The following is a 17,710-nucleotide window of genomic DNA, read 5'->3' as shown; positions in this document are numbered from 1 at the left end:
TAGACCTATTGACACGAAGGTCTAGACCTCCTTACCGTCGCCGGCACCGCCGTGCCGTGACCCGGGTCACCTCTCCACGGCATGGCGGCTTCCCCTGCTGGATCTCCTCGACGGGAGGTCACCCCCGTGGCCAGACGAACGCTGCCCTTGTTAACCCTGCTCGGCCTGCTCGCCGGGTTGTTGGTCGTGGGCGCCACCGGCCGGTCCGAGGCCGCCGACCACGAACAGTGTCGGCCGGACGGACTGCACCGGACCCCGGGCGTCACCGCGCCCTACTGTCAGATCTACGACAGTGAGGGCCGGGAGAAGATGCGCACCCCCCGGCGCGTGATCGGGTACTTCACCGGGTGGCGCACCGGCAAGAACGGCCAGCCCGCCTACCTGGCGAACAACATCCCCTGGGACAAGCTCACCCACATCAACTACGCCTTCGCGCACGTCGACGGCGGCAACCGCATCTCGGTCGGCGGGAACAACGCGGACAACCCCGCCACCGGCATGGAGTGGCCCGGCGTGCCGGGCGCGGAGATGGACCCGGCCTACAAGTACAAGGGCCACTTCAACCTGCTCAACAAGTTCAAGAAGAAGTACCCGGACGTCAAGACGCTGATCTCCGTCGGCGGCTGGGCCGAGACCGGCGGCTACCTCGACGACAACGGCGGCCGGGTGGCCAGCGGCGGCTTCTACAGCATGACCACCAACGCCGACAACAGCGTCAACACCGCCGGCATCAACACCTTCGCCGACTCGGTGGTCGACTTCCTGCGCACCTACGGCTTCAACGGCGTCGACATCGACTACGAGTACCCGACGTCGATGAAGGACGCCGGCAACCCGCTCGACTGGTCCCTCGCCAACGGCCGGCGGGCCGGCCTCATGCGCGGCTACGTCGAGCTGATGAAGACGCTGCGGGAGAAGCTCGACGCGGCCAGCGCCGCCGACGGCCGGTACTACATGCTCACCGTCGCGGCCCCGTCCTCCGGCTACCTGCTGCGCGGCATGGAGCACTTCCAGGTCTTCCAGTACCTGGACTACATCAACCTGATGACCTACGACCTCCACGGCGCGTGGAACGAGTTCGTGGGCCCCAACGCCGCGTTGTACGACGACGGCAAGGACGCCGAGCTGATTCGGTGGAACTACTACAGCACCCCGCAGTACGGCGGCCTCGGCTACCTGAACACCGACTGGGCCGTGCACTACTTCCGGGGTGGTGTGCAGGCGGGGCGGATCAACATCGGCCTGCCCTACTACACGCGCGGCTGGCGCAACGTCAACGGCGGCACGAACGGCCTGTGGGGCAAGTCCGTGGGCAACACCGCCAACTGCCCGCAGGGGCTGACCTCCTGCGGTGACGGCGCGCGCGGCATCGACAACATCTGGCACGACCTGGAGAACGGCAAGGAGGTCGGGGCCGGGTCCAACCCGATGTGGCACGCCAAGAACCTGGAGAAGGGCATCACGGGCAGCTACCTCAAGTCCTACGGCCTCGACCCGGCCACCGACCCCGAGGACAAGCTGACCGGCACCTACACGCGGCACTACGACAACACGCTCGTCGCCCCGTGGCTGTGGAACAACGAGAAGAAGGTGTTCCTGTCGACCGAGGACGAGCAGTCGGTGGCGACCAAGGCGAAGTACGTGGTCGACAAGGGCCTCGGCGGCGTCATGTTCTGGGAGCTGGCCGGTGACTACGCCTGGGACGACTCCCGCAAGGAGTACTTCATGGGCACCACGCTGACCTCGGCGTTCCACGACGCCTTCCGGTCGGCCGCGCCCTACGAGGCGAAGCGGGCCAAGCAGGCGATGCCGAGCGAGGCGCTGGACGTGCGGTTCGAGCTGACCGGGTTCGCCCTCGGCGACAGCAACTACCCGATCAGCCCCAAGCTGCGGATCACCAACCGGTCGCAGCAGACGCTGCCCGGCGGCACCGAGATCCAGTTCGACTACCCGACGGCCGCCCCGAACAACATGGTGCAGCAGTCGGGGTGGAGCCTGTCGGTGATCCGGAGCGACCACACCGGCCCGAACGTGGGCGGGATCAAGGGCGACTTCCACCGGGTGTCGCTGAAGTTCCCGAGCTGGCAGACGCTGGCCCCCGGGCAGACCGCCGAGGTCCAGCTCACCTACTACCTGCCGATCTCGGGCCCGGCGAACTACACCGTGCACTTCGGCGGCAAGAGCTACGCCGTCACCCAGGACCTGGGGCGGGGTGTGGGCGGCACGACGCCGACCAGCAGCACCTCGACGACCTCCATAACCACGACCACGACCACGCCGCCGGTGTGCGACGCGCCGGCGTGGGACCGGGCCAAGGCCTACAACGGCGGCGAGACCGTGTCGCACAAGGGCCGCAAGTGGCGGGCGAAGTGGTGGACGCAGGGTGAGGAGCCCGGCACCACCGGTGAGTGGGGAGTCTGGTCCGACCAGGGCGCCTGCTAGGTCGGGTCCCCCTCCCTCCGAGGCGGAGCCGCCGTGTCTCTCGGGCACGGCGGCTCCGTCCGTCTTCCGTCACCGCTGTGTCCTGTCTCACTCCGCTGTTCGCCCGCGTGACGGGTGATCTTCCTTCTGCCGGGGCGTTGGATGAGTGGGGAGGGGGCGACATGGTGCTCGTGGCGGTCGCGGTTGACGGCTCTCGCGGTCGTCTTGGCGGGCTTCTGGGTACCGCGTTTCGCCGTCGAGTTCCGCGGGATGCGGCGCGAGCACGGCGGTAGGGGTCTGACCACGTCGGCCACCACGTCGACCTCGGTGGCCGCCTTCCTGGGAACGATGGACGTGTCCGGCTCCGGCTCCGGCTGCTCCGCCGATGCGAGCGCCGGCTCCTGCTGACCTCCGCGCGAGACTGGTGAGCGCTCAACGCCAGGGGAGCCCTGCCGAGGGGGCCTGAGGTGTCCGCCTCCGATGGCTGCCCAGGGGTGATGGCGCGGGTGCCCGTTCCTGTTGATCTCGTGTCGGGCCGTGCCGTGTGACGAACGCGGTTCCACCTCGTAGGCTGTGCCCGGCACAAACGAACACACTTCGCCGCTGGAACCCGAGCGGGAGAGACCCCGACGACGTGGCGGGGCGCCGAAGGAGCAACCACTCCCCGGAAACTCTCAGGCACCCCAACCGCCCGGGCGAGGCGAACTCTGGAAAGCAGACGGCGCGGTCGTGCCGTCTCACCCACGGTGCAAGCCGCGCGGTCGTGCGGCGAAGCTCACAGGTACTCCGACAGAGCGGGGAGACCGGGGCTGGCTGGACGACCGACCAGTCGGCCGACTCCCGCTTTGGCTGACAGGAGCACACCGTGATCAGCGTCTTCGATCTGTTCAAGATCGGTATCGGGCCGTCCAGCTCGCACACCGTGGGACCGATGAAGGCCGCCGCCACCTTCGTCGCCGGCCTCGCCGCCGACGGCCAGCTCGGCGAGGTGCGGCGCGTGCACGCCGAGCTGTTCGGCTCGCTCGGCGCCACCGGCCACGGCCACGGCAGCGACCGCGCCGTGCTGCTCGGCCTCCAGGGCGAGGACCCCGAGACCGTCGACACCGAGACCGTCGACGAGCGCGTGGCGCTGGCCCGCTCGACCCGGCGCATCCCGCTGGCCGGCCACCACGAGATCGACTTCGACCCGGACCGCGACCTCGTGCTGCACCGCCGCAAGTCGCTGCCCTTCCACCCCAACGGCATGCGGTTCGCCGCCTACGACGCCGACGGCGTCGAGCTGCGGGCCCGCACCTACTACTCCGTGGGCGGCGGGTTCGTCGTGGACGAGACCGCGACCGGCGCCGACCGGATCAAGGAGGACGACACCCCCGTCCAGCACCCGTTCCGCACCGCCGTGGAGCTGCTCGCGCTCACCCGGCAGACCGGCCAGCCCATCAGCCGGATCATGCTCGCCAACGAGCTGTCCTGGCGGAGCGAGGACGAGGTGCGCTCCGGCCTGCTGCGCATCTGGGGCGTGATGCAGGACTGCGTGAACCGGGGTTGCCAGAAGGAGGGCGTGCTGCCCGGCGGGCTCAAGGTCCGGCGGCGCGCCGCCGAGCTGCACCGCCGGCTCACCGGCGAGCACTACGCCACCGACCCGCTGCGCGTCATGGACTGGGTGTCGCTGTTCGCCCTCGCCGTGAACGAGGAGAACGCGGCCGGCGGGCGGGTGGTGACCGCGCCGACCAACGGGGCGGCGGGCATCGTCCCGGCGGTCCTGCACTACTACCACCGCTTCGTCCCGGGCGCGAACGACGACGGCGTGGTGCGGTTCCTCCTCACCGCCGGCGCGATCGGCGTGCTGTTCAAGGAGAACGCCTCCATCTCCGGCGCGGAGGTCGGCTGCCAGGGCGAGGTCGGCTCCGCCTGCTCGATGGCCGCCGCCGGCCTGGCCGAGGTGCTGGGCGGCACGCCGGAGCAGGTGGAGAACGCCGCCGAGATCGCCATGGAGCACAACCTCGGCCTCACCTGCGACCCGGTCGGCGGGCTCGTGCAGATCCCGTGCATCGAGCGCAACGCCGTCGCCTCGATCAAGGCCATCACCGCCGCGCGGATGGCGCTGCGTGGCGACGGCAACCACTTCGTCTCCCTCGACAAGGTCATCAAGACCATGCGCGAGACCGGCGCCGACATGAAGGTCAAGTACAAGGAGACGGCCCGCGGCGGCCTCGCCGTCAACGTCATCGAGTGCTGATCCCGCACTCCTCGCCATCCGCTCCCGTCCGCCCCGGCCCGACCGTCACCGTCGGGCCGGGGCGGACTGCTTTCCCCCGAGCGACAACGCTTTCGATGTCGGACCCCGGCCCTACGCTGCGTGCCACGGTGATCACGATTCCTCGGGAGACTCAGGAGACGAGTGGTGCGGGCGTGGTTGGTGCGGGCCGGGCGGACCGGCGAACGCGAGAGCTGGGCGATCGAGAAGGAGTGACCGGGGGCGGATTCGATGAGGTGTCGGATCTCACCGGCGCATCGACTCGGGACGACGTCCAGGCGCTCGTGAGGAAAGGCGCGTCCGGCCAGTCAGAGGGCGCGATCCGCAATTTCACCGCTCAGCTCTGGGCGCTTCGTGCGCGAATGAACATCGGTGACCTCGTCGTCATGCCGTTGAAGTCGTCGCCGCACGTCGCGATCGGGCGCGTCACCGGGAACTACACGTACCTCGCGGACGAGGAGGGCAGGGACCGGCGGCACGTGCGGCCCGTCCAGTGGCTGACCGTGGACGTCCCGCGCACCGTGGTCAAGCAGGACCTCCTGCACTCGTTGGGCGCCTTCTCCACCGTCTGCGAGATCTCGCGGAACGACGCGGCGTGGCGCCTCCAGCGACTCGCCGAGGACGGGACCGACCCCGGAGCACGAACCGCCGTGTCGAACACGGGGAAAGCACCCCGTCCGGTGCCCGGCGACGGCGACGACGAGGTCCTCGACAGCAGCCAGCTCGACATCGACATCGAGCGCTACGCGATGGACAGGATCACCAGCAGGACGATCGAGGTGTTCGCCGGTCACCGCCTGACCGACCTCGTCGCCGCGATCCTGGAGGCGGAGGGGATGAGGTGCGAGGTCTCGCCGCCGGGACCGGACCACGGCGTGGACATCGTCGCCGGAACGGGCGTGCTGGGGCTCGGGGCTCCCCGGTTGGTGGTGCAGGTCAAGTCCGAGGCGACCGCGGTGGGGCTTCCTGTCGTCCAACAGCTCCTCGGCGCGATGACGGCGCAGGGGGCCGACCAGGGCCTCCTGGTGGCGTGGGGCGGGATCACGCGGCAGGCGCGGCAGCACCTGGCGAGCCAGCGGTTCGCGATCAGGATCTGGGAGGCCGGGGACGTCCTCGACCGACTGTTCCGGCACTACCGCGGCCTGCCGGCGGACATCCAGGCGGATCTCCCGCTCAAGCAGGTCTGGACGCTCGTCGAGGAAGCGGGCTGAGGGCCCGTTCTCAATCCAACCCGACACGACCCTGGAGGTGTCCCATGCCCTTGTACGGCCGTGATGACGAAGAGTGGGAGCGACTGACGGATGCCGCACTGGATTTTCTCGTCGAATGCGCGAGATTAGAGACAAAGACGACATACAAGAAGCTCAACGCGGCCCTGGTCGACCGAACCGGGTTGCGCGGATTCGACTTCTCGCAGCCAAGTGAACCCGCCGCCATCGGCCACCTCCTTTATTTGGCCGTCGAGCGGAACCTGCCGGAGAGCCAGCACATGATCTCGGCGTTGGTGGTGTACGAGGGCCGCAACGACGCCGGGAGGGGTTTCTACACTCTCGCCAAGCAACTGGGCCTGTTGCGGTCCGGTGAGGACAGGACCGAGTTCTGGGTGAGCCAGGTTCAGGGCCTGTACGAGCATTACCGCCGTTCCCGGCCCTGACGCGTGGTGTGGTGGTCTGGTCTCCCTCCGGGACCAGACCACCACGGCGCGTTCGGCTTCAGACCCCGCTGGTCTCCGTCGCGCTGGCGTCCAGGTCGTTGAGCAGGGCCTGGACCGGCGGCCAGCACATGGTGACGGTGTCGCCGTCTGGTATGAAGTCGCTCTCCCGCTGACGACGCAGATGGATGTAGTTGCGGAAGTTGCGGATCGGTTCCATGAAGCTCTTCGCGTCGAGCTGGATCAGGTTGCGCTCGTGTGCGATGTTGAGGAGGAGCTCAAGACCCGCGTGTTTGGCGGGGACGCGTTTGCCGTTCTGAGCGGGGAACCCGTCCTGCTCCAGCTCGGGGAATCGTTCGACGAGCACCAAGTACAACAGGCCTTCGATGAAGCTGCCGATGCCGAACAACGCCAGCAGAGGCGCCCTCACCTCGGCCTCCTGCACCTCCACGAGTCGAACGATCAGTAGTTCCACCGCCTTGTCGTCCTTGATCCATCGGCACAACCTTTCCCTGACGTCTCCGGGCTCCAGAACCACCCGGGGCTGGCCCTGCGCGACGCGTTCTCCGATGACCGGTCGGCTTCCCGCGTAGGAGACCTCAAGGCGTTCGGGTTCCAGGATCTGGTTGAGGCACTGTCGCACGGTGTCCGCTGTGGACATTCCGTCGTCGTACTCCAGCGGGTCGCACACTCGGCAGAGGAACCGCTCGATCTCGGGCCGGGAGTCCTCTCGCTCCGTCAACACCTCGACAAACCAGGACACCCGACCCGAGCCGTCGTACTCGGGAGGGTTGGTCCAACCGGCTCCGCGCAACAACATCTCCAGGTCTGGGCCCGTGACGGGAGGTGTGGCGGTCGAAGCGCTTAATTGAACGGTGTATGGGGTGTTGAACGGTGGTTGGTTAGGGGTAGCGTGGGGGCGTGGGCGGCGGGCGGAGGACGACGGGTGAGCCCTGGTCGGTGTGGTTGCGCCCGGAGCGGCGGGTGCGGGACCGGCGGCTCAGCCGTGAGCGGATCGTGCGGGTGGTCGTGGAGGTCCTGGACGCCGAGGGCCACGACGGGCTGTCGATGCGCCGGGTGGCCGAGCGGCTCGGAGTGACGCCGGGATCGCTCTACTGGCACGTGGCGACGAAGGACGAGATGGTCGAACTCGCGTTGGACGCGGTGCTCGGCGAGGTCGACATCGCCGCGGCGGAGCGCATGGCGGACTGGCGGCAGGCGCTGCTGACGGTGGCGCAGGCGCACAGGGCGGTGATGCTCCGCCACCGCTGGATGATCCCGTTGCTGAGCACCCGCCGGACGTTGGGACCGAACGCCCTGCGGGCGGCCGAGCACACCCTGCGGGTGCTGTCCAGGGCCGGGTTCGACGAGGACATGCTCGACGCCGCGCTCAGCGCGCTCAACCAGCTCGTGGTGGGCGCGGTGGTGTTCGAGTCCGCCTGGCGTGAGGGAGCCGAGGCGGCCGGGCGGGCCGACGACCATCAGCGGGAGGAGGCGGCGGAGTTCGCGCGCCGGATCGGCGAGCGGCACCCGTTGCTGGCGGCGGCGAGGTTCGCCACCGACCCACCGGACAGGGAGGACGTGTGGGCGGACCGGTTCGCCTTCGGGTTCGGCTGCCTGCTGAACGGCCTGGAGGCCTACCGGAGCGCGCCCGAAACTCGGTGACGAGCCGACCCAGGAACACGCCGCTTTCCGTGATGGACAAGGAAATGTTGCGACGAAGGAGATCCGGATGAGCAGGGTCGCGATCCTGACCGCCGGCAGCCACGGTGACGTGGCGCCGTACGTCGGGCTGGGCGTGGAGTTACGGGCCGCCGGCCACCACGTCACCATCGCGGTGTCGGAGCGGTTCCACGACTATGTCACGGGGGCGGGCCTGGCGTTCCACTCCCTGCCCGACCTGGACGTTCGGGACACGGGGGTGGCCGAGGCGGCCGATGCCGCCAACAACACCGGCGCCAGGGCCGCGTTCGCACTCATCCGGCTCGGGGTCGAGGTCTTCCGACGGCAGCTCCCGGCGATGATCGAGGCGGTGCGGCAGGCCGACGTGCTCCTGTGCTCGCACCCGACTGTCCTCTTCGGACGGCAGATCGCGGAGGCGGTGAAGATCCCCTGTGTTGTGCTGCCGCTGCAACCGGCGGAGCCCTCCCGGTATCTCGGCCCCATGGCGTTGGGCGGGCGGAACCTGGGGCCGACGCTCAATGTCGCTGTGGCGAACGTGGTCGCTCGCGGCGCATACCGGATGTTCGCGGGCGTCGTGCGCGACCTGCGCGCGCAACTCGGGCTGCCGCCGGTGTCGCCGGACGCCATCCGTCGGCGCTATGAGGCCCATCCGCTCCGGTCCCTGCACGGGGTCAGTCCGGTCGTGGTTCCCCGGCCGACCGACTGGCCGGACACGGCGGAGATGGTCGGCTACTGGTGGCCGCCGCGCCCCGCGGGCTGGGAGCCTCCGGCCGAGCTGGTCGACTTCCTCGCCGCCGGCCCGCCCCCGGTCTACGTCGGCTTCGGCAGCATGGGCGCGAACCGGCGGGAGCAACTCCAGGCCGTGGTCCAGGAAGCCCTCGCGCGGAGCGGTCTCCGGGCGATCGTGCATCGAGGGTGGGCGGAGCTTGCGGTGAAGGGCGACGACGTCCTCATGGTCGACCACGTGCCGCACGACTGGCTGTTCCCCCAGGTGGCCGCCGTGGTCCACCACGCGGGCGCCGGCACCACCGCGGCGGGCCTGCGCGCCGGGGTGCCGGCCGTGCCCGTGCCGCTCGCCCACGACCAGCCGTTCTGGGCGCAACGGCTGCTCGCGCTGGGTGTGGCGCCGGCCGTCGTGCCCACGCGCCAGCTCACCGGAGACCGCCTCGCCGCCGCGCTCGCTTACGCCGTCGGGGCTCCCGCGCTCCGCCGACGCGCCGAGGCGGTGGCGCGGCGGATCGGCGCGGAGGACGGGGCCGCGAGGGTGCGGGAGGTGGTCGAGGGGGTCGTGGCGCGGGTCGGCTGACCGGGGCCGGGCGGGTCGGTCTACAGCCGGCGGAGCCCGTGGAGCACCCGCTCCATCAACGCGAGGTCCGGCATGCCGTCCGCGGTCGCCGAGCGGTGGACGACGATGCTGCCCGCCACGGCCATGTCGCCCAGCAGCACGCGGGCGACGCCCAGCGGGATGGACAGGGAGGCCGCGACCTCGGCCACCGACCGGGGGCGGGCGCAGAGCGCGGCCACCCGCCGGAACTCCGCGCTGACCTGCTCCTCGTCCCACCGCGCGGCGTCGTCGCTGGCGGAGACCAGGGTCTCCAGCCCGAGGTCGTACCGGGGCGCGGTTCGTCCCCCGGTCCACGTGTAGGGGCGGACCAAGGTCCTCAGGCTCTCCTGCTCCTCCGGCACGATGTCCTCCGTCTGGGCTGTCGTACCCTGCCTCGGGCGCGGGGGCGCGGTTCGGGGTCCGTCGGGCAGCGGGTCCCGCTGGCGGTTCCGCTGGTCGGCGGTCAGGTCCTCCTGCCAGCGTCGACGCAGGGCGGGGGAGCCGAAGCGCGCGCCGGTCAGGCCGACGAAGGGGTCCTCCGCGGCGCCCGTCCCGTCCACGTCCACCGCCGGCACCACCGTGGTGATCTCGGTGGCGCCGGGCTCGTCGGACCCGTCGGACGCGTTGGAGTCGTCGTCGAGGCGGTGGCGGTTGGCCGGCGGGCCGAACCGGGCTCCGGTGGTCCCGACGGCCGACGCGGCCCGCCGCCGTCGGCTCCTCCTGGGCCACCGCGCCCGTCTCCGTCCGCCCTCCTCACCGCCGTCGGCGTCGAAGGGGCCGGCGTCGAACGGGTCGGCGTCGAACGGGTCGGCGGTGGTCGGGTCGGCAGGGGGCAGGGGATCATCGGGGACGGTCACCGGGCATCACCATCCGAGATCTCGCCAGAACGTTCCGAGGAACTCCGGGGCGCTCCGTCGCCAGAACGCTGGAGGAGAACGGTGTTGGGGTTGTCGAGCCGCACGCCACACTAGTCCCGGAAATTCGGGACGTGCGGAGGAAATGCGGGATCCCCGGTTCGGACGCGTTTCCTTCACCGTTCTGCCGTGGTGATGAGCTGCGGATACCGCCGTCAATAGACTGAGCGAGTGACGAAAGGACAACACTGATGGAGTAGTGGTGAAGAGGGGGTACTTCCACCATTCGGACCAGTGGTCTCCCGCGTCCGAAAGGGGGTGCGGGCGTGCCCGAACGGCCCCGGGCGGTGAAAGGAGATTCGCTGAAAACTCACCAACCATCCGGGGGAGTGGTGATTTCCTGCTGTTCGCCGGCGGGTCGGGGTCAGACCCAGCCGCGTCGGGCGGCCTCGGCGCCGGTCTGGAAGCGGCTGCTGGTCCCCAGGCGGCTCATCAGGCGGGCGACGTGCCGGCGGAAGGTGCGTTCCGACATGCTCAGCCGGCGCGCGGCGGTCTCGTCGGTGACGCCGAGGCCGAGCATCCGGAGCACCCGGTGCTCCACCGCCGACACCGGGGGCTCGTCCTCCCTCACCGGCCGCCCCGCCTCCCACAGGGCGCGGCCCAACGACTCCAGACCCCGCACGAGGACCGGGTCCTCGACCAGGCGCACGCCCAACGCGGGACGTCGGCCGTCCACCGCGAGCAGGGCCGCGGCCTGGTCGAACACCACCAGGGGCTGCGGGGCCGCGTCGGAGAGCCGGACCACCGCGCCCCCGGCGGCCAGGCCCCTGAGCTGGTCCCGCACGGGCGGGTGCGCCAGGCAGCAGGGCGAGCACAGTAACCGCACCTCGACGCGGCGGTCGGGGACGGGGTCCGACGACCGGAGCCCGGCGAGCAACGCGTGGGCCGGACCCGGGCCGGGGAGGACGGCGAGCACCCGGTGCCGGGCCGTGCGCCGGAGCTGCCGGAGGACTCCGCTCAGGTCGTCGCTGTCCGTCACGGTCTGCCCGCTGGTGGATGTGCTCCGGACGGCGGGTGGAGCGCCCATGAGGACCTCCTTGTCGGCTGTGGTGGGGCGAGCGCCGCACGCGCTACCCGCGTGGGTGACGCTCAACCTGGTACGTGACAGGAGGCGATCCGGTTCCGTCCCGTACCGGGAACCCACGGATCGGGTGATCGACGGTTCCGACGCGGGGGTGGCCGTCCCCGGTTCCGGGGGAGCCGGGCCGGCGCCGGCCGCCAGGGACGCCGGGCGGCGGGCGGCGGGCGCACCGGGGCCGACCGCGTCTCTGTCCTGAATGGACGGGGCAGGGCCGCGCGTCCCTGGCGCCGGCGGGTCCGTGCCCCGGCGCCGCCGAGGCGCGCTGGAGCCATCCGCGAGCCCTCAGACGTCGAGCTTCCCGGTGCACCAGCCCAGCAGGAACCGCTCCAGGGAGCTGGCGAGCATGCTCCGGCTGTCGGTCTCGTGGTCCCAGACGAAGATGTCCCGCCGCCCGTCCCTGAGCACGAACGCGAACAGGTCGCCGTTGCCCGCGTCGGCGAAGAACAGCAGCGGGTCGAAGGGCATGTAGAGGGTGCGCAGCAGGTCGTCGTGGCGGAGGTGGAGGTTCTCCTCGACCACGCGGTCCAGCGGCCACACGTAGCTGCCGTCGTCGTACTCGTCGCCGATCCCGTTGGTCTCCCTCAGCAGCGAGACCAGGTCCTCGGGCAGCGGATGGCCGAGGGCCCGCTCGGCCGCGGCGATCTCCTCCGGGTCGGCCGGTGCGAAGAACCGGACATCCTCCACGGCCTCGTCGAGCAGGCTCCGCCACACGGGCGACACACTATCGGACCAATTTCTCGTTACTTTCCGAGAGCATCGGCGACGCCGGTCTCCCTGGGCCCGAGGAAGCGGGGATCGCGCCGGACCAGCAGGCCGTCCCACAGCGCCTTGCTGCTGGCCAGCAGCTCCCGGAACTCGCCGTAGGCCGTGGTGACGCGGCTGATGCCGGTCGAGTCGTGGCCGACGCCGTCGGTGTCCACGCCGGCCGCCCGGCACAACGCGACCGCGCGGGGGAGGTGGAACCGCTGGGTGACCACGATCGCGCGGTCCACCCCGAAGACCTTCTTCGCCCTGACGCACGAGTCCCACGTGTCGAAGCCCGCGTAGTCCGCGACCACCACCCGCTCGGGCACCCCGTGCCGAGCGAGGTAGCGGCGCATCGCGGACGGCTCGTCGTAGTCGGTCCTGCTGTTGTCGCCGGAGACGAGCACCGCGCGGACCTTGCCCCTGGCGTAGAGGTCGGCCGCGACGTCCAGCCGGCCGGCCAGGAACGGCGACGGCTCACCGTCGAACAGTCCGGCGCCCAGCACCAGGGCCACCGGCGCGTCGGGCACGTTGGCCGCGTCGCGCAGGTGGGCGGAGGCCGTGAACCGGACCCAGGCGACCGGCACGGCGAGCAGGATTCCGAGCACGCCGATCCCGACCCCGGCGCGCAGTAGCCCCACCCGCCACCTGTCCCGCATCTGGCCCCCTGGTGCTCACCGGGCATTCGTCACCCGTCAGTGTGACGCGGGTGGTGCTGCCCGGGTTGCCCGCAACGGGGGTGACAGGGGGGTGACGCGCGCGGAGGTGGGCGAAACCGGCGATGGCCGTCGCGCCCGCCGGGGGTGAGCCGGGAGCACGGCTCTCGTGCGACGGAATGCCGACGAGGAACGAGGACTGTCCATTCTGGACGAATATGCGCTACTCGACCGTTTCGGTCCGCGCGGACTCACGAGAGCCCCGTGACCACTTCGACCACTTCCCGGGGAAGGCTCATCTGAGAGGAGTGACCGCGCTGACCAGGGGACCACGAGGCGCAGAAGTCGAAGCCAAGGCGCAGAAGTCACCGCCGCCCCGTCCCGCCGGCGCCGTTCGTCGCCACGACGGGGCGCGACGCCCGCGCGGCCCTCACACGACGGAGATCATCTGGACGACGATGACGATGATCACCACCAGCACGGCGAGCGTGACGATGATGGTGAGGCCGATGGTCACCGCGTTGCCCCAGCGGGGCGGGGTCGGCTCGTGGTGGGACAACCCGTGCGTGCTGCTCTCACCGGGTGGGGTGTCCCCCGGTCGCACGCCGCCGCCCGGCTCCAGGCCAGGTGTGTTCTCCGGATCGGGATCGGGCGAAGTGGTCATACCTGGGGATACCCGGTGCCCGGTCCACCATTCGCGGTGTGCGTCCTCCCCGATCGGGGTAGGCCCGGAGCGGACACCCGTGGAAGGAGGGCGGTATGCGGCACGACGAGTTGATCGGCCAGGTGCAGAACCGCGCCCGGCTCGGGAGTCGGGGGGACGCGGAGCGCGCGGTCAGGGCGACCCTGGAGACGTTGGGGGAACGCATCCCCGAGGGCCTGTGCGAGAGCCTGGCCGGCCAGCTCCCCCACGAGATCGGGGAGCACCTGCGCCGCACGGAGGTCTACGGCGGGCAGGGCACGGGGGAGCGGTTCGACCTGGAGGAGTTCCTGAACCGCGTGGTCCAGCGGAGTGGGTCGCCCCGCCCGCAGGCGGCGTTCCAGGCCCGCGTGGTGATGGAGGTCGTCGGCGAGGCGACCAGCCCCACGGTGATGACGAAGCTGGGTGAGTCGCTGCCCGAGGACCTGCGCACGCTGGTCGCGTCGGGCAGCCGTGGCGACATGGGGGTGTGAGCGGTGCGGCAGACGATCGAGGTGTTGCCCATGGGACCTCGCCAGTACGCGGCGACGGTCGGCGAGGGCCAGGAGGTCACCCACCACCGGATCACCGTCTCCGAGCAGGTGCTCGCCGACCTCCAGCTCCCCGACGTCGATGAACGTCATCTCGTCGAGGAGACGATCGGCTACCTGCTGGAGCGCGAGCCGGGAACGTCCCTGCCCCACGACATCGACACCGACCAGATCTACCGGGACGACGACCAGTACCTGACCGAACTCCGCGACCGGCTGCTCGGGCGCACCTGACGCCCGACACCTCACGCGCCTGACGCACCTGACGCGTCTGACGTGCCTGGCGCACCTGAGCGTGCCGGCAGCGGCCCCAGCGGAGCGGACAGGGATCGGCGGGCAGACGGACACCGCATCCACTGGCACGAGCACGCGCGAACAGGCGCGAAGCCGCGAAGACGCGAACAGGCACAGACAAGGCACGGGCGACGCGGCGCACCCGGGACCGCTCTCGGGTGTGGCGTGCGTTCGGCCTTGTTGGGTTGTGGAGTGGTGGGTGGTGTGAGGGCGGGAGTCGGAGCGCCCGGCGGCCTGCCGAGTGGCGCGCGGCTTTGAGTTCGGGCTCCTCGTCTTCTGTCCCGGGTCGCCGTCAGGTCTTCTGTTCGGGGTCGCCGTGAGGTCTCCTGTTCCCGGCGGTGCCGAGGTGGCGTGGAGTCCGCCGGGGCTGCTGTCCCGTTTCGGGTGATCTACCAGTGGCAGCGCTTGAGCAGGCCAGTTTTTGTCAGACCCTCGTGCGATGTTTGAAGTGGGGGTCCCCCTTTACTTCTGGGTAGTAGTCGCGCGCGTGCGCGTTCTTCCGCACCAATGTGGATCTCGATGCCCCAGCGCGGTTCCTGATCACCGGTCGAGGACCCGAGGCTGCCGAAGCACGGTTGAGGCGAAGTACGGCTGAGGGCCTCAGGGCCGGGCGATGCACGGGTCACCTTCGATGCCCGGAGTTGACTGACGACGTCCAGAGTCAACTGACGGTGCCGGAACACCTCGGTGCCGGAACACCTGACGACGGCCGGGACCAGCCGATGCGCGAGGCCCCTGAGGACGCCCAGAGTCGTCCGATCGCGCTGGAGCCATCTGGTGCTTCCCGGCGGGTCTCCGACGACGGAGGTCGCACCAGACGACGGCCAGGAAGACTTTGACGATGCTCGTGAAAGCCGACGACGGCCAGGATGCTGTCTCGTTCGGGTGATCTGCTGCTTCAGCACCCTGAGCAGGGCTCTTTTTGTCAGACCCGGATGGGATGTTTGAAGTGGGGGTTCCCCCTTACTTCTGGGTAGTAGTCGCGCGCGTGCGCGTTCCTCCGCCCGCCGATGTGGATCTTGATGGCCCCGGGGTGGGGGTTGAGCCCATGCGCGAGGGCTTGGCGCTGCCGAGGGACACGCGACCAAGTCCGGGTCAGCCGTGGCCTGACCAAATCGGCCAAGCCCGGGGCAGCGGTGGCCTGACCAAATCGGCCAAGCCCGGGGCAGCGGTGGCCTGACCAAGCCGACCAAGCCCGCGTTAGCGGTGGCCTGACCAAGCCGGCCAAGTCCGGGTCAGTGGTGGTCGGGCAGCAGGCGGTCCACGGCGTCGAGGACGGCGTCGACGCCCACGCCGAGCAAGGCCGGGTCCGGGTCGGCCGCGAACGGGTCGCCGCGGCGCGCCGCGTCGTCCGACAGGGCCACGTGCGGGCCGTTCGCCGGGGGACCCCACCACGCCGCGGGCACGGGGCCGAAGAGCACCACCGAGGGCGTGCGGTAGGCGTAGGAGAGGTGGGCGACCCCGGTGTCCGCCGAGATCACCAGCCGGGCGTCGGCCACGAGCGCGGTGAGCTGGGGCAGGTCGGTGCGGCCGGCCAGCACCGCCGCGTCGGGCAGGCCGGCGAGCGCGGCGACCTCCTCGGCGCGCTCCCGCTCCGCGCCCGCGCCCGTCACGACCACGGGCAGCCCCCGACCGACGAGGGTCCGCGCCACGGCGACGAACCGGTCGACGGGCCAGTGCCGGCTGCCGTGGGCCGCGCCGGGGTGCAGCACCACCGCGCCGGGCGCCGGGCTCGCCACGTCCGGGCGGGCCAGCAGCAGGTCGTCGGGGTCGGCGGGCACGTCGTGCGCGGCGAGCAGTCGGCACCAGCGCTCCCGCTCGTGGATGTCGTCCCGCCACGCCGGGCCGCTCCACCCCGCGCCGGCGTGGCCGATGCGCCGGCGGGGCCGCACCGCGTCGAGCACCTGGCTGCTGCGCGGGCCGGCCCCGTGCAGGTTCACCGCCACGTCCGGCCGCCAGGCCAACGGCCCCAGCGGCGCGAGCCCCCTGGTGGGCAGCACCTGGTCGACCGCCCTGGTCAGCCGCACGACCGGGGCCAGCCATCCGCTCGTGGCGAGCTGGATCAGGTGGTTGGGGAACGCGCGGCGCAACGCCCGCAGCGCGGGCACGGCCACCAACAGGTCGCCGAGCTTCAACGCGCGGAGCGCCACCACGCGCGGTGGGAGCACGTCGTCCTCATCCCGTCGCATCGCGCAGCTCCTCCCGAAGCTGGGCGAGCGTCCGCGCGAGCAGCCGGGAGACGTGCATCTGGGACACGCCGATCCGCTCCGCGATCTGGGTCTGCGTCATGTTGCCGAAGAACCGCAGCACGAGCACCGTGCGCTCGCGCTCGGGCAGCCGGGCCAGCAGCGGTTTGAGCGTCTCGCGGTACTCCACCTGCGCCAGCTCGGTGTCGACCTCGCCGATGGCGTCGCCCAGCGACACCGAGTCGTCGTCGGCGACGAGCATGTCGTCCAGGGAGGCGCTGCGGTAGGCGTTGGTGGCCTCCAGACCCTCGAACACCTCCTCCTGGGAGATGCCGAGGTGGCCGGCCAGCTCGCTGGGCGTGGGCGCGCGCCCCAGGCGCTGGGACAGCTCGCCGATCGCCGCGTTGATCGACAGGTGCAGTTCCTTGAGCCGGCGCGGCACCCGGACGGCCCACCCGGTGTCCCGGAAGTGCCGGCGCACCTCGCCCATGATCGTCGGGACGGCGAAGGACAGGAAGTCCACGCCCCGGTCGGGCTGGAACCGGTCGACGGCGTTGATCAGGCCGAGGGTGGCGACCTGGACGAGGTCCTCGTGCGGCTCGCCCCGGTTGCTGAACCGCCGCGCGATGTGCTGGGCCACCGGCAGGTGCTCGGTGACCAGCTTCTCCCGCAGCACGGCGCGGCGCGGGTCGTCGTCCGACAGCCCCGCCATCTCGTGGAACAGCGGCGCGAGGTGGTCGTAGTCCGGGGACCGGGAGTTGGTGTCGCGGCCGGTCGGTGGCCTCACCCGTCCACCTCCCGGGTCCGCCGCTTGACCAGCTCGATCCGCACCACGTGGCCGCCGGGGTCGGCCGAGGCGGGGGCGGTGGTCGCCCACACCTGGTCCACCAGCGCGGCCAGCACCCGCCAGCCGAAGCTGTCCTGGCGGGGGGCTCTGCTGTCGGCCGAGAGGACCTCGGCGGCCATCCTGATCTCCTGCGGCCGCACCTCGAACCGGCAGTGCAGCCCGCTGTCGCCGGCGGCGAGCCCGATCAGCTCGGCGCACGCCTCGTCGACGGCCAGCCGCAGGTCGGAGATCGCGTCGAGGTCGAAGTCCTGGTGCATGGCCAGGTCGGCGGCGACGGCGCGGACCACGGAGAGCTGGCCGGGGCGCGCGTCGATGCGCAGGTCGACGCGGCTGGGACGGTCGACGCCGCGCCGGGCGGCCGCGTGGCTCCCGGCCTCGCCGGCTCCCTCGACGTGGGGATGCGCACTCGACACCTTCGGACCTCC

At 71.1% G+C, this 17,710-nt stretch carries 17 protein-coding genes and 1 riboswitch; of the genes, 8 read left to right on the top strand and 9 right to left on the bottom strand.

Annotated elements, in window-relative coordinates; all coding sequences use genetic code 11:
- Positions 1–81 precede the first annotated feature (81 nt).
- The 4 genes from LX15_RS27950 to LX15_RS27935 all read left to right on the top strand — a co-directional run bounded on the left by LX15_RS27950 (position 82) and on the right by LX15_RS27935 (position 6,329).
- Entirely contained in the window at positions 82–2,442 is a 2,361-nt protein-coding gene (locus tag LX15_RS27950; protein ID WP_372502803.1) for a chitinase C-terminal domain-containing protein, read from the top strand.
- A 584-nt stretch (positions 2,443–3,026) separates the two neighbouring features.
- A riboswitch (glycine riboswitch) is annotated at positions 3,027–3,121 on the top strand.
- A 165-nt stretch (positions 3,122–3,286) separates the two neighbouring features.
- Positions 3,287–4,657, top strand: a complete 1,371-nt coding sequence (locus LX15_RS27945) for an L-serine ammonia-lyase (protein ID WP_253673199.1) — start codon at positions 3,287–3,289, stop codon at positions 4,655–4,657.
- 95 nt (positions 4,658–4,752) lie between these two features.
- Complete coding sequence (locus LX15_RS27940; protein WP_504978736.1) at positions 4,753–5,886, top strand: restriction endonuclease; 1,134 nt, start codon at positions 4,753–4,755, stop codon at positions 5,884–5,886.
- Positions 5,887–5,930: 44 nt separating this feature from the next.
- Positions 5,931–6,329: a hypothetical protein gene (locus LX15_RS27935; protein WP_253673173.1), complete on the top strand. Its 399-nt coding sequence runs from the start codon at positions 5,931–5,933 to the stop codon at positions 6,327–6,329.
- Positions 6,330–6,387: 58 nt separating this feature from the next.
- Here the strand turns inward: LX15_RS27935 and LX15_RS27930 are convergent, their stop codons facing one another.
- Positions 6,388–7,068, bottom strand: a complete 681-nt coding sequence (locus LX15_RS27930; protein WP_253673171.1) for a hypothetical protein — start codon at positions 7,066–7,068, stop codon at positions 6,388–6,390.
- Positions 7,069–7,247: 179 nt separating this feature from the next.
- Here LX15_RS27930 and LX15_RS27925 point away from each other — a divergent pair, with 179 nt between their 5' ends.
- Both LX15_RS27925 and LX15_RS27920 read left to right on the top strand, forming a co-directional pair.
- The gene (locus LX15_RS27925; protein ID WP_253673169.1) at positions 7,248–7,991 is read left to right on the top strand and encodes a TetR/AcrR family transcriptional regulator; all 744 of its coding nucleotides are present in this window, start codon (positions 7,248–7,250) and stop codon (positions 7,989–7,991) included.
- Between the two features lie 67 nt (positions 7,992–8,058).
- Positions 8,059–9,315, top strand: coding sequence for a glycosyltransferase (locus LX15_RS27920; RefSeq protein WP_253673167.1), 1,257 nt, complete (start codon positions 8,059–8,061; stop codon positions 9,313–9,315).
- A gap of 20 nt (positions 9,316–9,335) precedes the next feature.
- Here LX15_RS27920 and LX15_RS33315 read toward each other — a convergent pair whose 3' ends face one another.
- The 5 genes from LX15_RS33315 to LX15_RS27895 form a co-directional block, all read right to left on the bottom strand.
- A complete protein-coding gene (locus LX15_RS33315; protein ID WP_253673165.1) occupies positions 9,336–10,190 on the bottom strand; it encodes a DUF742 domain-containing protein in 855 nt (284 codons plus the stop codon).
- 421 nt (positions 10,191–10,611) lie between these two features.
- Positions 10,612–11,274: a helix-turn-helix transcriptional regulator gene (locus tag LX15_RS27910; RefSeq protein ID WP_253673163.1), complete on the bottom strand. Its 663-nt coding sequence runs from the start codon at positions 11,272–11,274 to the stop codon at positions 10,612–10,614.
- 336 nt (positions 11,275–11,610) lie between these two features.
- Positions 11,611–12,039 (bottom strand): SMI1/KNR4 family protein, encoded by a 429-nt coding sequence (locus LX15_RS27905; RefSeq protein ID WP_253673161.1) that lies wholly within the window; start codon positions 12,037–12,039, stop codon positions 11,611–11,613.
- Positions 12,040–12,068: 29 nt separating this feature from the next.
- Entirely contained in the window at positions 12,069–12,731 is a 663-nt protein-coding gene (locus LX15_RS27900; RefSeq protein WP_253673159.1) for a SanA/YdcF family protein, read from the bottom strand.
- A gap of 427 nt (positions 12,732–13,158) precedes the next feature.
- A complete protein-coding gene (locus LX15_RS27895) occupies positions 13,159–13,392 on the bottom strand; it encodes a DUF6480 family protein (protein WP_253673157.1) in 234 nt (77 codons plus the stop codon).
- A 95-nt stretch (positions 13,393–13,487) separates the two neighbouring features.
- Here LX15_RS27895 and LX15_RS27890 point away from each other — a divergent pair, with 95 nt between their 5' ends.
- Both LX15_RS27890 and LX15_RS27885 read left to right on the top strand, forming a co-directional pair.
- Positions 13,488–13,901 carry a DUF2267 domain-containing protein gene (locus tag LX15_RS27890; RefSeq protein ID WP_253673155.1) on the top strand — a complete coding sequence of 138 codons (414 nt, stop codon included), beginning with the start codon at positions 13,488–13,490 and terminating at the stop codon, positions 13,899–13,901.
- A 3-nt stretch (positions 13,902–13,904) separates the two neighbouring features.
- Positions 13,905–14,192: a hypothetical protein gene (locus LX15_RS27885; protein WP_253673153.1), complete on the top strand. Its 288-nt coding sequence runs from the start codon at positions 13,905–13,907 to the stop codon at positions 14,190–14,192.
- A gap of 1,295 nt (positions 14,193–15,487) precedes the next feature.
- Here LX15_RS27885 and LX15_RS27880 read toward each other — a convergent pair.
- From LX15_RS27880 to LX15_RS27870, 3 genes are read right to left on the bottom strand one after another with little or no spacing between them, the layout of a single operon-like run.
- The gene (locus LX15_RS27880) at positions 15,488–16,441 is read right to left on the bottom strand and encodes a glycosyltransferase family 9 protein (protein ID WP_253673151.1); all 954 of its coding nucleotides are present in this window, start codon (positions 16,439–16,441) and stop codon (positions 15,488–15,490) included.
- The gene (locus LX15_RS27875) at positions 16,428–17,225 is read right to left on the bottom strand and encodes a SigB/SigF/SigG family RNA polymerase sigma factor (protein WP_253673149.1); all 798 of its coding nucleotides are present in this window, start codon (positions 17,223–17,225) and stop codon (positions 16,428–16,430) included. Before LX15_RS27875 ends, LX15_RS27880 begins: the two co-directional genes overlap by 14 nt.
- Positions 17,222–17,698, bottom strand: a complete 477-nt coding sequence (locus LX15_RS27870) for an ATP-binding protein (protein ID WP_253673147.1) — start codon at positions 17,696–17,698, stop codon at positions 17,222–17,224. The genes LX15_RS27875 and LX15_RS27870 overlap by 4 nt, the downstream gene beginning before the upstream one ends.
- Between the last annotated feature and the right edge of the window lie 12 nt (positions 17,699–17,710).

This window comes from Streptoalloteichus tenebrarius (assembly GCF_024171885.1).
In the GTDB taxonomy this organism is placed as follows: Bacteria; Actinomycetota; Actinomycetes; order Mycobacteriales; family Pseudonocardiaceae; genus Streptoalloteichus; species Streptoalloteichus tenebrarius.
The sequence above is the reverse complement of the archived record's forward strand: the minus strand, read 5'-3'. Positions and strand labels throughout refer to the sequence as shown.

Bases quoted from the DNA above. Each gene is read 5' to 3' on its own strand.
- LX15_RS27890 (WP_253673155.1), top strand. From the start codon at position 13,488: ATGCGGCACGACGAGTTGATCGGCCAGGTGCAGAACCGCGCCCGGCTC.
- LX15_RS27910 (WP_253673163.1), bottom strand. From the start codon at position 11,274: ATGGGCGCTCCACCCGCCGTCCGGAGCACATCCACCAGCGGGCAGACC.
- LX15_RS27880 (WP_253673151.1), bottom strand. From the start codon at position 16,441: ATGCGACGGGATGAGGACGACGTGCTCCCACCGCGCGTGGTGGCGCTC.
- LX15_RS27920 (WP_253673167.1), top strand. From the start codon at position 8,059: ATGAGCAGGGTCGCGATCCTGACCGCCGGCAGCCACGGTGACGTGGCG.
- LX15_RS27935 (WP_253673173.1), top strand. From the start codon at position 5,931: ATGCCCTTGTACGGCCGTGATGACGAAGAGTGGGAGCGACTGACGGAT.
- LX15_RS27940 (WP_504978736.1), top strand. From the start codon at position 4,753: ATGTCGGACCCCGGCCCTACGCTGCGTGCCACGGTGATCACGATTCCT.
- LX15_RS27900 (WP_253673159.1), bottom strand. From the start codon at position 12,731: ATGCGGGACAGGTGGCGGGTGGGGCTACTGCGCGCCGGGGTCGGGATC.
- LX15_RS27950 (WP_372502803.1), top strand. From the start codon at position 82: ATGGCGGCTTCCCCTGCTGGATCTCCTCGACGGGAGGTCACCCCCGTG.
- LX15_RS27895 (WP_253673157.1), bottom strand. From the start codon at position 13,392: ATGACCACTTCGCCCGATCCCGATCCGGAGAACACACCTGGCCTGGAG.